This is a genomic window from Thermotomaculum hydrothermale, from assembly GCF_016592575.1.
GTDB classification, from domain to species: Bacteria; Acidobacteriota; Holophagae; order Thermotomaculales; family Thermotomaculaceae; genus Thermotomaculum; species Thermotomaculum hydrothermale.
In genome coordinates this window covers 1004250-1019371 of record NZ_AP017470.1, presented here as the reverse complement: position 1 = coordinate 1019371, position 15122 = coordinate 1004250, and the positions used below count along the sequence as shown (strand labels likewise).

The window sequence follows — 15122 nt, the reverse complement described above, 5'->3', positions numbered from 1 at the left end:
ACACTTGATAAAATCTCTGTAATATGCTAATTTTAATTGACAATTTTTTTGTGGAGTTGCTATGGAAAGTTTTATGAAAACATTACCCGGACCTATGCAGATTAATGAATCAATTATTGTCATTGCTGTTATTTTTATTCTCCTCTATTTAATTCTCAAAAAGTTCTATATTAAACCTTACCTCTTTATTTTGGAAGAGAGGGAAAACAGAATTGTTGGTGCGGAAAACAGGTTTAAAGAAGTTGAAGATTATTACAGAGAAAAGATAAAGCAATACGAAGATGAAATTAAAAAGGCAAGAGTTAATGCAAATGCATTAAGAGAGAAGCTTGTTAATGAAGCAAAGAAAGAAAGGGAAAAAATTGTTAACACAGCCAAAATGCAGGCTCATGAGGTTATTGAGAAGTCAGCCAGAGAACTTGATTCTGCTTTAAAGAAAGAGCTTAAAGAGGCAGAGAACTATGTTGAAGTTATAGCAAAAATGATTGTAGAAAAAATTATTGGAAGGAAACTGGCATGAAAAGAGGATTAAAAGTTTTACCTGTTCTTTTTTTTAGTACTTTAATTTTTGCATCAGAAGGCGGACATTCTCCCATACTCTTAATAGGCCATATTTTTGATTTTATTGTTTTTGCTTATGTTCTTTATGTTTTATTAAAAAAACCAATAGTGGAAGCAATGAAAACTCAGAGAAATGCTTTAATTAAAAAACTTGAGGAAGCGGAAGTTAAAGAAAAAGAATCAGAAGCAAAACTAAAAGAGATTGAAGAAAGAATGGCAAATTTAAAAAACGAAGTGGAGGCTATTTTAAAGAAAACTGATGAAATAGCAAACAAAGAGAAGGAAAAAATACTTGCCAAGGCAAAGGAAGAGGCAGAAAAAATTAAAAAGCTTGCTGAGATAGAAATTCAAAACAAAATTAATTCTGCAAAAAGCGAATTAAAAAAATACATGCTTGAATTGGCTTCAAAAAATGCAGAAGAAATAATTAAAACCTCTATAACTGAAAAAGATATTGATGCTACTATTGAAAATTATTTTAAAGAATTGGAGGGTTAATTGATTGAAAAATCTATAGTAAATAAGTATGCTAAAACCTTATCTGTTATAATTGCTGAGGAAAAAAAACCTGAAGAGGTATTTACTAACTTTTTCAATGTTGTTGACGCTATATGCAAGGAAGAGGCTTCTGTAAAATTTTTTCAAAATCCTTCTATCTCAACCAATATAAAGATTGAGAAACTTTCATTGATTTTGGATGAATTAAAATTTAAAGGTAAATACAAAAACTTTCTATTAAAGGTTATAAAAAACAACAGGTTTAAAATTCTTTTTTATCTTAAAGATGCCACAAAGAAGTATCTATACGAAGAATTAGGTATTGTTGAAGTTAACTTAATAGTGCCAAAGCCTATTTCAAAAACCACTGAAAAGAAATTTATTGAGCTTTTTGAAAAGAAAAGTGGTAAAAAAGTTAAGCTAAATATAAAGGTTGATAAATCAATCATAGGTGGAGTTGTTGCAAGAATTGGAAGCTTATTAATTGACGGAAGTGTGAAGACAAAAATTTTTAAAATAAAAGAAAAACTTACAGGGGAGTTGTAAATGACGCTTAAAGCAGAAGAAATCAGTAAGATTCTTATTAAACAATTGGAAGGCGTTGAAGCCGAGTTAAATCTTGCAGAAGTTGGGTCTGTAATATCCGTCGGTGACGGTATTGCAAAGATCTACGGACTTGAGAAAGCAATGGCCGGAGAGCTTGTTTTCTTCCCAAGAAACAAACTCTACGGCATGGTATTTAACCTTGAAGAGGATAGTGTAGGTGTCGTTTTGTTTGGAGAATCTTCCCTGGTTAAGGAAGGGGACGAGGTAAACAGGACTAAGAGGATTTTGTCTGTTCCTGTTGGAGAGGCTTTAATAGGCAGGGTAGTTAATCCTCTTGGTGAACCTCTTGATGATAAAGGCCCAATTGAAAATGATGGATACTATCCAGTTGAGAGAATTGCTCCAGGCATTATTGAAAGAAAATCAGTTCATGAACCATTACAGACTGGTTTAAAAGCAATTGACTCAATGATTCCTATTGGAAGAGGACAGAGAGAGCTTATTATTGGTGATAGAAAGACTGGTAAAACAGCAGTTGCAATAGATACAATTATCAACCAGAGGGGACAGGATGTTATCTGTATCTATGTTGCAATAGGACAGAAGCAGTCAACTGTTGCTCAGGTTGTTAAAAAATTAGAAGAAGAAGGGGCAATGGATTACACAATTATTGTATCAGCATCAGCGTCAGAACCAGCTCCTTTGCTTTACCTTGCGCCTTATGCTGGTTGTGCAATGGGTGAATACTTTATGCATAAAGGGCAGCATGTACTTATAGTTTACGATGATTTGTCAAAACATGCTGCGGCATACAGAGAAATTTCACTGCTTTTAAGGAGACCCCCGGGAAGAGAAGCATACCCAGGAGATGTCTTCTATCTCCATTCAAGATTGCTTGAGAGGGCTGCTAAACTATCTGATGCAAAAGGGGCAGGTTCTTTAACTGCTCTCCCTATAATTGAAACTCAGGCTGGTGATGTTTCAGCATATATTCCTACAAATGTTATTTCAATTACAGACGGCCAGATATACCTTGAAACAGACCTTTTCCATTCAGGTGTTAGACCTGCTGTAAATGTTGGTTTGTCTGTATCAAGGGTTGGTGGCTCAGCTCAGATTAAAGCAATGAAAAAGGTTGCCGGTACATTGAGGCTTGACCTTGCTCAGTATAGAGAGCTTGCTGCTTTTGCCCAGTTTGGCTCTGACCTTGATGCTGCAACACAAAAGCAGTTGACAAGAGGTGCAAGGCTTGTTGAAATTCTTAAACAGCCTCAGTATTCACCTCTGCCTGTTGAGAAACAGATTGTAATAATCTATGCAGGTACAAATGGCTACCTTGACGATTTGCCACTTGAAAAAGTTAAGGATTTTGAGGAAGGCCTTTACAGGTTTATAGAAAACAATTATCCAGAGATTTTTACTGAAATTGTTGAAAAGAAAGATTTAAGTGATGAATTAAAAGAAAAAATGGATAAAGCAATAGAGGAATTTAAAAAAGAATTTGTTAGCGGGAATTAATTATGGCAGCCATACACATTCTCAGAAGAAGAATTAAAAGTGTAAAAAACACAAGGCAGATAACCAGAGCTATGAAACTGGTTGCTGCTGCAAAAATGAAAAAGGCTCAGGAAAGGGTTTACAACGCTAGGCCTTATGCAAGAAAATTGCAGGAAATGATTCAGCATATTGCATCAAGGATTGACATTAAAACACATCCGCTTCTTGAAGTTAGGGAAGAAAAAAAGATTAAACTTGTTGTTGTTACCGCTGACAGAGGCCTTTGCGGAGCCTTCAATGCAAATGTTATTAAGAGGGCAATGCAATTCCTTGATGAAAACAAAGACTCTAAAGAGGTTTACCTTGAATTTGTTGGAAGAAAGGGATTTGAATTTTTCAAGAAAAAATGGGACAAAAAAGACAGGGAAGTGTTGGGGCTTTTCAATAAGTTTGATTCAACAGTTGCTGAAAAGATTGCAGAAGATTTGCTTGAAGATTTTATTGAAAAAAGATACGACGCAATATACTTTGTTTACAATGAGTTTAAATCTGTTTTACAGCAAAACCTTGTGGTTGAGAAACTTCTTCCTATTGAGCACGGTGATTTTTCAGGTGAAGAAAAGGAAGAACCTCTTGTTGAGCACATATTTGAGCCTTCAATTGAAGAAGTTTTAAATGAGTTGTTGCCTTTACACATAAAAACCCAGGTTTATAGAGTGTTAATTGAATCTAATGCTGCAGAGTTTGCTGCAAGGATGACTGCAATGGATGCTGCAACAAACAATGCAACAGAAATGATTGATAAACTTACACTTACTATGAATAAGATAAGACAGGCCGCTATCACCAAAGAAATTATTGAGGTTGTAAGCGGCGCAGAAGTGAAAAATTAATTTTTGGAGGAATTTTCATGAATAAAGGTAGGGTAATTCAGGTAATCGGGCCTGTAATTGACGTTGAATTTGATGGACATTTGCCTGATATTTACAATGCACTTAGAATTAAACACAGTGACAAAGAAACAAATGTTGACCTTGATATTATTGCCGAAGTTCAGCAGCATTTAGGTGAAAATAGAGTAAGATGCGTCTCTATGCAGCCTACTGATGGTTTAATTAGAGGTGCTGAAGCAGAGGATACTGGAAATCCAATCTCTGTGCCTGTTGGAGAAGAGGTATTAGGAAGAATTTTAAATGTTATTGGAGAGCCTGTTGACGAAGAAGGCCCTGTTAATGCAAAAGAGAGATGGCCAATCCACAGACCTGCTCCTTCATACGAAGACCAGAGCACAGAAACTGTTATGCTTGAAACTGGAATTAAGGTTATTGATTTACTTGAACCTTATGTTAAGGGTGGTAAAACAGGGCTTTTCGGTGGTGCAGGAGTTGGAAAAACCGTTTTGATTATGGAGCTTATCCACAACATTGCTATGGAGCATGGCGGATACTCTGTATTCGGCGGAGTTGGTGAAAGAACAAGGGAAGGAAACGACCTTTACTTTGAAATGAAAGAGTCAGGGGTTTTATCAAAAACTGCTCTTGTTTACGGACAGATGACAGAGCCTCCTGGCGCAAGGTTAAGGGTAGGGCTTACTGCTCTTACTGTTGCAGAATACTTCAGAGATGTTCAGAATCAGGACGTTCTTCTCTTTATTGACAACATATTCCGTTTTACTCAGGCTGGTTCAGAGGTTTCAGCATTGCTTGGAAGAATGCCTTCTGCGGTTGGTTACCAGCCAACACTTGCAACAGAGATGGGTGAATTGCAGGAGAGAATCACCTCAACCAAAAACGGTTCAATTACCTCAGTTCAGGCTATTTATGTTCCTGCAGACGACTATACAGACCCTGCGCCTGCAACAACATTTGCCCACCTTGACGCTACAACAAACCTTTCAAGACCTATTGCTGAGCTTGGTATTTACCCTGCGGTTGACCCGCTTGAATCAACATCAAGGATTCTTGATCCGAGAATAATCGGAGAAGAGCATTACAGGGTTGCAAGACAGGTTCAGCAGATATTACAGAGGTATAAAGACTTGCAGGATATTATTGCAATTCTTGGTATTGACGAATTATCTGAAGAGGATAAACTTACAGTTTCAAGGGCAAGAAAGATTCAGAGATTCCTCTCTCAGCCATTCCATGTTGCTGAGCAGTTTACAGGGATTCCAGGTAAATATGTAAAACTTGAAGATACAATTAAGGGATTTAGAGAGATTGTTGAAGGAAAGCACGATGATTTACCAGAGCAGGCATTTTATATGGTTGGAACAATTGAAGAGGCTATTGAAAAGGCTGAAAGATTGAGGAGAGAAGGATAATACTATGGCTGAAACAATGCATTTCAGTCTCGTTACCCCTGAAAGAAGCGTATTTGAGATAGAGGTTAAAGAGGTTACAATTCCGGCATATGAAGGTGAAATGCAGGCTTTGCCTATGCATACCCCATACTTTGCTAAATTGGGAATAGGAATACTTAGTTTTACCGACATTACAGGGGATAATAAGAAACTTGCCGTAACAGGCGGCTTTGTGGAAGTTTTACCTGATAAGGTTACCATGCTTTGCAGGACAGCTGAATTGCCAGAAGAAATTGATGCTGAAAGGGCTATGGCTGCATTAAAGAGAGCAAAAGAAAGGCTTGAGCACCCTGACGAAAACACCGACATTGAAAGAGCAAGGGCTGCATTAATGAGGGCAATGGCAAGGCTCAAACTCATAGGTAAAGAAGTAAGTTAAGCAAAATAAAAACAAGTAATAAATCAAAAAGGGGGAATTATCCCCCTTTTTTTGTTTTAATTATCAATCCCTTTTATTTATTAATGTAAAATTTGTTTGAAAAAATGTAAAGAATACTTGACAAAAAGTTAACTTTTATTTACATTATTATTGTTACTATTAACTTTTTGGAGGTTTTAATGATTTTATTATTAGAATCTTTAAAGATTGGAATCAGAAAAGGGGTTCTCTTATGCTGAAAAACAAAATCAAGGTTTTTCGTGCTATGTACGATTTAACCCAGGAAGATTTAGCAAAAAAAGTTGGTGTTTCAAGGCAGACTATCAATTCAATTGAAAAAGGCAAGTATGTGCCTTCAGTGGTAATTGCCTTGAAAATGGCAAAGGTTTTCGGTGTAAATGTTGAAGAAATTTTTACTCTTGAGGAGGAAAATAATGAAGAAAATATTTAACCAGGTTGAAGCTCACAATTACATTGACATTGTGGCGGGGTCTTTAATGTTAATTTTTATGAGTTTATTTGGGCTTGCAGGATTTGCTTTTTTCTCTTTGATTGCACTTCATGTTTTTGTGAAAAAGGCAGGGGATGAAAGGGAAAGAATGCTTTATGCAAAGGCCAATATGTACGCTTTTCATTGTTTAATTGGAATATTGGCAGTTCTTTCTTTTTGTTGTAAAGGGATGGTTGACCCCTTATTTCTTATAGGTATAGCAATTTTTCTAAGGGGATTTGTCGGGGCAATTATTTTTGCTTTAGGTTAATTTAAAACAAAATTTTCCTTTTATCGTAATAATTAATATGAATTAAGACCGGGAGGTTTAAATGGAATCTTTGAAGCTTGCCTTTGAGGTAATTACCTCGCCCTTTAAGGGATTTGAAAAATTAAAGGAAAAAAAGACTTTCTGGCTTCCTTTTTTGTTAACAGTTATTCTTTCAACTGCTGCCACAGGTTATTACGCTTTTAACGCTGATATGAAATATGTAATCACTCAAAAACTTGAAAAATCAGAGAAAATGCAACAATTCTCAAAAGAACAGGCAGACCAGATAATAAATATGCAGTCAAAAGTAGCAAAATATGCAATGCCAATAGGGGCTTTTGTCGGTTCATTTTTCTTTTTGTTAATAGTGGCGCTTTACCTTTTCACAATGGCCAAGGTTTACACTTCTGATTTAAGTTTTAAAGATGCACTTGCTATAACAGGAAACGCATTTTTTGTTTACCTTTTGTCAACAATTATTTTTATTATCATTCTGCTTATTACTGATTTTAAAACAACACCTGTGGAAAGCCTTATGCCAACTAACCTTGGATATTACTTTTCATCTCAAGCGTTAGGAAAGAAACTTTATACCCTTTTTACAAAAATTGATATTTTTGGAATATGGTTTGCTTCACTTTTAGGAATAGGCTTTCATATTTTTACAGAGGAGAGCTTAACAAAGTCTTTTTTAACAGTATTTATCCCGTATATTGCTTTAATCGTTATTTCTGTTTTGTTGGTTTAAATTAAGGGAGAAAAATGAAAAAGTATCTAATTATTGCTGGAGTTATAATTCTTTTTGTAATTGCAGGAGTGCTAAAAAATAGAGACAACGGAAAATTTGTTAAGGTTAAAAAGGTTGAGAAAAAGGATATTTCAGAAACAATTTCAGGGACAGGAACTGTTAAGCCTGTCAAAACAGTTACAGTAATGTCTGAAATAATGGGCAAAATTGTTGAACTTCCAGTAAAGGAAGGGGATTTTGTTAAAAAAGGAGATTTACTCTGCAGAATAGACGACAAAAACTATAAAAGCGAAGTTTCAAGACTTAAAGCAGAATTAAAAAAGCAGAAGCTTGTTTTGGAGCAGTTAAAGATAGATTTAAAACAGAGTGAAAAGGATTTTAAAAGAAAATTAAAGCTTTTTAAATCCGGGATACTATCAAAAGAAGAATTTGAAAATGCAAAAAATCAATTTGAGTCAAAGAAGTTGAATGTATCCCAGCAGGAATTTTACATTAAGCAGGCAAACGCAAACCTTGCAAAGGCTTTAGAAAACCTTTCAAAAACAAAGATTGTTGCGCCAATAGACGGAAAGGTAACGAGCCTTAGAAAAGAGGTTGGAGAGCAGGTAATCCAGGGGACAATAAACAATCCGGGCTCAATAATTATGGTTTTAAGCGATATGAATAAGCTTGAGCTTGAAGTTGATGTAAACGAGGTTGATTCTGTCCTATTAAAAAAAGGGATGGAAGCGGATATCCACCTTGACGCTTTTGATAACAAAGTTTTCAAGGGTATTGTGAAGCAGATATCTGAATCAGCAGAAAAACCTGCTGGCAGGGATGTATCCCTTTTTAAGGTTAAAATTGATTTTGAGGAGATAAATCCAAAAATAAAACCAGGAATGAGCGGCAGGGCTGAGATTAAGGTAAGAGAGAGCAAAAATGCATTAATTATACCTATTGAGGCGGTAAGAAAAGAGGAAAGCGGCAAAGAGTACTGTTTTAAAGTTAAAAACAAAATAGCGAAAAAAACATATATTAAAACAGGCATATCAAACGATTTTTATGTTGAAGTAAAGGAAGGATTAAGCGAAAACGATACAGTTGTTACAGGCCCTTATAGAGTCTTGAAAACCCTTAAAAACGGAGATAAGATTAACTTTAAAAATGAGTGATAACATACTGATAAAATTAGAGAAAATTAAGAAGCTTTATAAAATGGGTGAAACGGAATTAAGGGCTGTTGACGGAATAAGCCTCAATATTAAAGAGGGGGAATTTTTAGGAATAATGGGGGCAAGCGGTTCAGGAAAGTCAACCTTAATGAATATAATCGGTATCCTTGATTCTCCAACTGAAGGAAAATACTTTTTAAAGGGGAAAGATGTCTCTTTTTTAGATGATATTCAGGCATCTAAAATAAGAAACAAAGAGATAGGCTTTGTTTTTCAGACATTCAACCTTATAAAAGGCCTGACTGCATTTGAAAATGTTGAAACCCCTTTAATCTATGCTGGAATCCCTAAAAAAAGGAGAAAAGAAATAGTTGAATACTACCTTGATAAAATGGGTATTGCAGACAGAATGAAGCATAAACCAAATCAATTGTCTGGTGGGCAGAGGCAAAGGGTTGCAATTGCAAGGGCACTTGTTAACGAGCCCTCAATTATCCTTGCTGACGAGCCGACAGGAAACCTTGATTCAAAAACCACGGAAGAAATTCTCAATTTATTTCATAAGATTCACGAAGAGGGGAAAACAATTGTTTTAGTTACCCACGAAACTGAAATAGGGAAAGAAACTGAAAGGACAATAGTACTTAAAGACGGAAAGATAATTAAGGAGTATAAAAATTGATTATAGAAAACATAAAGCTTGCCCTTCGCTCAATTAAAGCCAATAAATTAAGAAGTTTTCTAACAACTTTGGGGATAATAATAGGAGTTGCTTCTGTCATAACAATTATTTCCCTTGTGCAGGGCATATTTAACACAATTCAGGTTCAGCAGGAGCAGATGGGAACAAACATTATTACAATTCAGCCTTACCGCGCCACAACAAACTTTATTGAGCTGTTAAAAGAACCCCCGAAACTTACAATGGAAGATGCACTTGTTTTAAAAAAGCAAATTGATGATATTGAAAACCTTGCCCCCATAGTGTTTGCTTCCTGCAATGCAAGTTCCAAAAAATTAAGCCATTCATCAAGCCTCTACGGCGTTTATCCCCTATATCAGGACATTAACGGCCAGTATGTTGAAACAGGAAGGTTTATAAATTACCTTGACTTAAAGCATAGAAGAAAGGTTTGCGTGCTTGGGAAAGAGGTTGTTGACAGCCTGAAATTAGGGGAAAACCCTATTGGCAAGTTTATCTTAATAGACAATGTTCCTGTAAAAATAATTGGAGTAATGGAAAAGAAAGGCTCATTTTTCGGCAGAAGCATGGACGATTATGTATTTATGCCGTTTAGCACAGTAATTGACATAAAAGGCAAAAACTTAAAAGACCACATATACATTCAATTAACAATTAAAAACCTTGAAAAAATAAATCAGGTAAAAGAGGTAATTGAAAAGATTTTAAGGAAAAGGCACAAAATCAAAGAGGGCAAGGCAGACGATTTTAAGGTTCAAACACAGCAGGACATACTTGAAAGCTTCAAAAAGACAACCTCAATAATAACCTTAATTGTTGCAGGGATTGTTGGAATATCCCTTATTGTTGGTGGAATAGGCATTATGAACATTATGCTTGTCTCTGTAACCGAAAGAACAAAAGAGATAGGGGTAAGGAAGGCTGTGGGGGCAACAAAGAAGCATATCCTTTACCAATTTCTTGTTGAATCTGTAATTTTAAGCCTTGTCGGTGGAATAATAGGCATTCTAATAGGGTTAGGCCTCGGCTTTCTAATATCAAAAATGATTCCCAACTTCCCAGGAATGTATGTGCCATTCTGGGGGATACTACTTGCATTTATCTTTTCCTCACTTGTTGGGGTAATATTCGGGGTTTTCCCTGCATACAAAGCCGCAAAACTCAACCCAATCGACGCATTAAGGTATGAATAGGAAAGTGAGATAACCCTTAAATAAAACTGCTTTAAAAAAACGGAACAAATCTTTAATTTAATTTTTACTCTATATGTTTACACAATGCTAACTTATTGATATAATTTGAAAAAACAAAAGGATTTATAATGGGCTATAGGGTAGAGTATTTAACCAAAGAAAAGGCAAGAGATTTAGGCCTTGAAAGCCATGAGTGCGAGGTTTGTAAAGAAATAAATAGAAATGTAATTGAGCCGATTGCTGTATTCCTCAAAGATGACGAAACCCTTGAATCACTTTCAAAAGATGAACTAAAGAAATTTACAACATGCATTTTCCACTGCGAAAAAGAAAACGAAATCTGGATAGAAAATATTGATGAGTACAAAGAATGGAAAGAGAAGCGTGAAAAAGCCAGAAAAGAAAAAAAAGAATTTTATATAGAATTCTCTATAAAATGGAGAGAAAACCTAATTAATGAATTCTGGAAAAGAATAAGGGCTTACAGATTTGCAGTTGATTACCCTGAAAAAGAAATCCCTGAAAAAATAGAGAAAAATGTCAGTTATGATACAGCTCTGGTTAATTATTACAGAGAGTTGCTAAATAAAAGTGAGGAAAAAGATTATTATGATTTTAAGTGGGTAATTTTTCCTGAGTTTAGTGAATTTGATGATGATATTAGAGATGAAAACAATTTTTTAAAAAAAGATTTTAATTTTTGGTATGAAGGCGAAGAGTGTAAATTTATTAAGCATTTAAATTTTGGGGATGCAACATTTCTAGGAGAGGCATATTTTCGGAATGCAACATATAGAGGATGGGCATATTTTGGGGATGTAACATTTAGAGGAGAGGCATATTTTGGGGATGCAACATTTAGAGGAGAGGCAAATTTTATGCACGCAACATTTCAAGGAGAGGTATATTTTGGGGATGCAACATTTCAAGGAGATGCATATTTTAGGGGAGCAACATTTCAAGTGTATGCAAATTTTTGGGGAGCAACATTTCAAGGAGATGCAGATTTTTTGGTAGCAACATTTCAAGGAGATGCAAATTTTAGGGAAGCAACATTTCAAAAATATGCAAATTTTTGGGGAGCAACATTTCAAGTGTATGCAAATTTTTGGGGAGCAACATTTCAAGGAGATGCAGATTTTGAAAGAGCAACATTTCAAGGAGATGCAAATTTTAGGGAAGCAACATTTCAAGGAGATGCAAATTTTAGGGAAGCAACATTTCAAAAATATGCAAATTTTTGGGGAGCAACATTTCAAAAATATGCAAATTTTTGGGGAGCAACATTTCAAGGAGAGGCAGATTTTTTGGTAGCAACATTTCAAGGAGATGCAAATTTTAGGGAAGCAACATTTCAAAAATATGCAAATTTTTGGGGAGCAACATTTCAAGTGTATGCAAATTTTTGGGGAGCAACATTTCAAGGAGAAGCAGATTTTGAAAGAGCAACATTTCAAGGAAAGACAGATTTTTTTGTAGCAACATTTCAAGGAGATGCAAATTTTAGGAGAGCAACATTTCAAAAATATGCAAATTTTTGGAGAGCAACATTTCAAAAATATGCAAATTTTTTGGGAGCAACATTTCAAGGAGATGCAGATTTTTTGGTAGCAACATTTCAAGGAGATGCAGATTTTGGGGGAGTTTATTTTAACAATCCAATTATTTTCAAATCAGTTGAAATAAAATCAAAATTTGTTATAGATTCTCAGGGTAAATCAATTAACCATCTTGAAATTTTTAATCCTCAATTTTCATCTAATGCACAAATTGAATTGAAAAATATAAATATAGGAATTTTAAAACTTAATAATTTAACAAACCATGCAAAAGAATTTGTTATTTTTAACCTTAACTTTAAGGGAGATAAAGAGTTATATTTTGAAATAAACAATTCAATCCTAAACAAGATGCGTTTTATAAACTGTGATTTTTCAAATGCAAAAGAAATCAATATTATAGATAGTTCAATTTCAGATGCCGAATTTATAAATACAAAGTGGGGAGAGGTAAGTGAGAAAAGGATTTGCAAGGATTTATTTGAAAAAGAGCCTGATAGGGCTCAGGATATTTACAGGCAGTTAAAACTTGCTCACGATAAACAAAAAGACTTTATTCACGGAGGAGACTTTTATGCCCTTGAAATGAGGGCTTATGAGAGATACTTAAATTATGGAAATTCAAATTTAGCCGAACAAAATTTAAGTATTCTAAAGAGATTTTTTTATAAAAGTTATTTTATCCTAAAAAATTTCTTATCAACTTCACTTGAAGACAAACTTATTTTTGGTATATCAAAACTTTCTTCAAACTTTGCACAAAACTGGTTTAGGCCTTTAAAGTGGATTTTGTTTTTTGCCATGTATGTTTCATTCTTTAATTTACTCGATAAAGACAAGCTATATTTGCGTTTGTATGAATTTACTCAATTATTTTTCTTAAATAAAATAGACTATTATTTCATTCTATGGACTTTATTACCGTTTCTTCTGGTGTGCTTCTTTGCATTATCTCTTGTTAATTTTAAAAAATGGTGGAGACTTCTTGAATTTTTGATTTATCTATTATTGTCTTTATGTGTTATTTATATTTTTGGCATTTTTCAGACTTTTTCAACTGAGCATTTTATTAAAACTTTCTTTACAGGCCTTGATTTCTTCTTTTCTTCATTTGCAAAACTCTTTGTGCCGTGGAGAACCATTGCCAATTCTGAAAATGCAAACCACATTCCAGGGTATAAAACAGCATACGCAATAGGTTCAATTGCAGTTTCTTACCTTGCCTATCAATTAATTGTCTCATTAAGGAGAAAGATTAGAAGGTAATCCGTCAACCTTCTATTACCTTGACTGAATGCCTTTATTTTGCTATATTTTTTCAGTGTTTTAAAAGCGGAAGGAGTGTCTTGTGTCAAAGGAATTAATAAGAAATTTTTCAATAATAGCCCACATTGACCACGGAAAATCAACCTTAGCAGATAGAATTTTAGAAAAGACAAGCGCTGTTGAAAAGAGGGATATGAAGGAGCAGATTTTAGACGATATGGATTTAGAGAGGGAGAGGGGAATTACAATTAAAGCCCATGCAGTTACAGTTAAGTATAAGGCAAAAGACGGGAAAGAGTACACCTTCAACCTTATTGATACACCGGGGCATGTTGACTTTTCTTACGAGGTTTCAAGAAGTTTAAAGGCATGCGAAGGGGCAATTTTAGTCGTTGATGCCTCTCAGGGAGTTGAAGCACAGACTCTTGCAAACGCTTACCTTGCTGTTGACAATGATTTAGAGATTTTTCCTGTTTTGAATAAAATAGATTTGCCTGCGGCAGACCCAGATAAAGTGCTTGAACAGATTGAGCATGTTATAGGGCTTGATACAGAGCATGCTGTTTTAGTTTCTGCAAAAACAGGGGTTGGAGTTGACGAGGTTTTAGAAAAGATTGTGGAGGTTTTCCCCCCACCAAAAGGTGATGAAAACAACCCAACAGCCGCTTTGATTTTTGACTCATGGTACGATTCTTACAGAGGAGTTGTTATTCTTACAAGGGTTTTTGAGGGAAAGATTTACCCTAAAATGAAGATGAAGTTTATTTCAACAGGGAAGGTTTACGAGGTTGACGAGGTTGGCATTTTTACTCCCAAAATGACAAAGACAAAAGAGTTAAAGGCTGGCGAGGTTGGCTATGTTATTGCCGGCATTAAGAATATTCAGGACACAAAGATAGGGGATACAATTACCGAAGATGGTAAAGAGTGTGCAGAGCCTCTTCCAGGTTTTCAGGAGATGAAGCCTGTTGTTTTTTCCTCATTTTTCCCGACAGAGAATACACATTACGAAGATTTAAGAGATGCAATGGAAAAGCTTAAATTGAACGATGCAGCATTTGTTTTTGAGCCTGAAACATCAGACGCTTTAGGCTTTGGTTTTAGGTGCGGATTTTTAGGGCTTTTGCACATGGAGATTATTCAGGAGAGGCTTGAGAGGGAGTATAACCTTGACTTGATTTCAACCGCACCGAGTGTTGAGTATAAGATTACAAAGACAAACGGAGAGGTGATTTTTGTTTCAAACCCCTCAAAAATGCCTGAACCTCAGTATATTCAAAAGATTGAAGAGCCTGTTGTAAACGCAACAATTGTTACAAAGGCTGAGTTTGTAGGGCCAATTCTTCAACTTTGCACAGATAGAAGGGGAATTCAAAAAAGGCTTGAATACCTTTCTCAGGAGAGGGTTTTAATTGAATACGAATTGCCTTTAAACGAGATTGTAATTGATTTTTACGATAGATTGAAGTCAGTTTCAAGGGGATACGCTTCCTTTGACTATTCAATTGCAGGAATGAGAGAATCTAACCTTGTAAAACTTGACATACTTGTAAATGGAGAAATTGTTGATGCCCTCTCTGTAATTGTTCACAAAGACAAGGCTTATTACAGGGCACAGGCTTTAACAAGAAAGATGAAAGAGTTAATACCAAGGCAGATGTTTGAGGTTGCAATTCAGGCTGCAATTGGTAGAAGGGTTATTGCAAGAACAACGGTTAAGGCTTTGAGAAAGAATGTTTTGGCAAAGTGTTACGGCGGAGATATTACCAGAAAGAGAAAACTTCTTGAAAAGCAGAAAGAGGGTAAAAAGAGGATGAAAGCTGTAGGCAAGGTGAAAATCCCTCAGGAAGCGTTTTTAGCAATATTAAAGGTAAACGAAGACCAGAAGTAATTTT

15 protein-coding genes are annotated in these 15122 nt (G+C 35.2%); all 15 read left to right on the top strand.

All coding sequences use genetic code 11. The features are described 5' to 3' along the window. Positions 1 to 61: 61 nt before the first annotated feature. Positions 62 to 520 (top strand): ATP synthase F0 subunit B, encoded by a 459-nt coding sequence (locus TTHT_RS04645; protein WP_201328872.1) that lies wholly within the window; start codon positions 62 to 64, stop codon positions 518 to 520. Further along, on the top strand, positions 517 to 1059 hold the full coding sequence (locus TTHT_RS04640; protein ID WP_201328871.1) for a F0F1 ATP synthase subunit B family protein: 543 nt from the start codon (positions 517 to 519) through the stop codon (positions 1057 to 1059). The genes TTHT_RS04645 and TTHT_RS04640 overlap by 4 nt, the downstream gene beginning before the upstream one ends. Continuing rightward, on the top strand, positions 1060 to 1605 hold the full coding sequence (atpH, locus tag TTHT_RS04635; protein ID WP_201328870.1) for an ATP synthase F1 subunit delta: 546 nt from the start codon (positions 1060 to 1062) through the stop codon (positions 1603 to 1605). Then, on the top strand, positions 1606 to 3123 hold the full coding sequence (gene atpA, locus TTHT_RS04630) for a F0F1 ATP synthase subunit alpha (RefSeq protein ID WP_201328869.1): 1518 nt from the start codon (positions 1606 to 1608) through the stop codon (positions 3121 to 3123). A 2-nt stretch (positions 3124 to 3125) separates the two neighbouring features. Beyond that, entirely contained in the window at positions 3126 to 3995 is an 870-nt protein-coding gene (gene atpG / locus TTHT_RS04625; RefSeq protein WP_201328868.1) for an ATP synthase F1 subunit gamma, read from the top strand. 17 nt (positions 3996 to 4012) lie between these two features. Then, a complete protein-coding gene (atpD, locus tag TTHT_RS04620) occupies positions 4013 to 5425 on the top strand; it encodes a F0F1 ATP synthase subunit beta (RefSeq protein WP_201328867.1) in 1413 nt (470 codons plus the stop codon). Between the two features lie 4 nt (positions 5426 to 5429). Continuing rightward, positions 5430 to 5843: a F0F1 ATP synthase subunit epsilon gene (locus TTHT_RS04615; protein ID WP_201328866.1), complete on the top strand. Its 414-nt coding sequence runs from the start codon at positions 5430 to 5432 to the stop codon at positions 5841 to 5843. Positions 5844 to 6075: 232 nt separating this feature from the next. Beyond that, positions 6076 to 6294 (top strand): helix-turn-helix transcriptional regulator, encoded by a 219-nt coding sequence (locus TTHT_RS04610; RefSeq protein ID WP_201328865.1) that lies wholly within the window; start codon positions 6076 to 6078, stop codon positions 6292 to 6294. After that, complete coding sequence (locus TTHT_RS04605; protein ID WP_201328864.1) at positions 6278 to 6604, top strand: hypothetical protein; 327 nt, start codon at positions 6278 to 6280, stop codon at positions 6602 to 6604. Before TTHT_RS04610 ends, TTHT_RS04605 begins: the two co-directional genes overlap by 17 nt. Before the next feature lie 61 nt (positions 6605 to 6665). Further along, a complete protein-coding gene (locus tag TTHT_RS04600) occupies positions 6666 to 7352 on the top strand; it encodes a YIP1 family protein (RefSeq protein ID WP_201328863.1) in 687 nt (228 codons plus the stop codon). A gap of 14 nt (positions 7353 to 7366) precedes the next feature. Continuing rightward, a complete protein-coding gene (locus TTHT_RS04595) occupies positions 7367 to 8506 on the top strand; it encodes an efflux RND transporter periplasmic adaptor subunit (RefSeq protein ID WP_201328862.1) in 1140 nt (379 codons plus the stop codon). Positions 8507 to 8549: 43 nt separating this feature from the next. Next, positions 8550 to 9188 carry an ABC transporter ATP-binding protein gene (locus tag TTHT_RS04590; protein WP_236578199.1) on the top strand — a complete coding sequence of 213 codons (639 nt, stop codon included), beginning with the start codon at positions 8550 to 8552 and terminating at the stop codon, positions 9186 to 9188. After that, entirely contained in the window at positions 9185 to 10402 is a 1218-nt protein-coding gene (locus TTHT_RS04585) for an ABC transporter permease (RefSeq protein WP_201328861.1), read from the top strand. The genes TTHT_RS04590 and TTHT_RS04585 overlap by 4 nt, the downstream gene beginning before the upstream one ends. A gap of 128 nt (positions 10403 to 10530) precedes the next feature. After that, positions 10531 to 13227 carry a pentapeptide repeat-containing protein gene (locus TTHT_RS04580; RefSeq protein ID WP_201328860.1) on the top strand — a complete coding sequence of 899 codons (2697 nt, stop codon included), beginning with the start codon at positions 10531 to 10533 and terminating at the stop codon, positions 13225 to 13227. A gap of 82 nt (positions 13228 to 13309) precedes the next feature. After that, positions 13310 to 15118 (top strand): translation elongation factor 4, encoded by a 1809-nt coding sequence (lepA, locus tag TTHT_RS04575; protein ID WP_201328859.1) that lies wholly within the window; start codon positions 13310 to 13312, stop codon positions 15116 to 15118. The last annotated feature ends 4 nt before the right edge of the window (positions 15119 to 15122 follow it).

Excerpts from the sequence above, each read along its gene's own strand:
- atpD (WP_201328867.1), top strand. The coding sequence starts at position 4,013 with ATGAATAAAGGTAGGGTAATTCAGGTAATCGGGCCTGTAATTGACGTT.
- TTHT_RS04615 (WP_201328866.1), top strand. The coding sequence starts at position 5,430 with ATGGCTGAAACAATGCATTTCAGTCTCGTTACCCCTGAAAGAAGCGTA.
- TTHT_RS04580 (WP_201328860.1), top strand. The coding sequence starts at position 10,531 with ATGGGCTATAGGGTAGAGTATTTAACCAAAGAAAAGGCAAGAGATTTA.
- TTHT_RS04600 (WP_201328863.1), top strand. The coding sequence starts at position 6,666 with ATGGAATCTTTGAAGCTTGCCTTTGAGGTAATTACCTCGCCCTTTAAG.
- TTHT_RS04640 (WP_201328871.1), top strand. The coding sequence starts at position 517 with ATGAAAAGAGGATTAAAAGTTTTACCTGTTCTTTTTTTTAGTACTTTA.
- TTHT_RS04605 (WP_201328864.1), top strand. The coding sequence starts at position 6,278 with ATGAAGAAAATATTTAACCAGGTTGAAGCTCACAATTACATTGACATT.
- atpA (WP_201328869.1), top strand. The coding sequence starts at position 1,606 with ATGACGCTTAAAGCAGAAGAAATCAGTAAGATTCTTATTAAACAATTG.
- TTHT_RS04645 (WP_201328872.1), top strand. The coding sequence starts at position 62 with ATGGAAAGTTTTATGAAAACATTACCCGGACCTATGCAGATTAATGAA.
- TTHT_RS04590 (WP_236578199.1), top strand. The coding sequence starts at position 8,550 with ATGGGTGAAACGGAATTAAGGGCTGTTGACGGAATAAGCCTCAATATT.
- TTHT_RS04595 (WP_201328862.1), top strand. The coding sequence starts at position 7,367 with ATGAAAAAGTATCTAATTATTGCTGGAGTTATAATTCTTTTTGTAATT.
- TTHT_RS04610 (WP_201328865.1), top strand. The coding sequence starts at position 6,076 with ATGCTGAAAAACAAAATCAAGGTTTTTCGTGCTATGTACGATTTAACC.
- atpG (WP_201328868.1), top strand. The coding sequence starts at position 3,126 with ATGGCAGCCATACACATTCTCAGAAGAAGAATTAAAAGTGTAAAAAAC.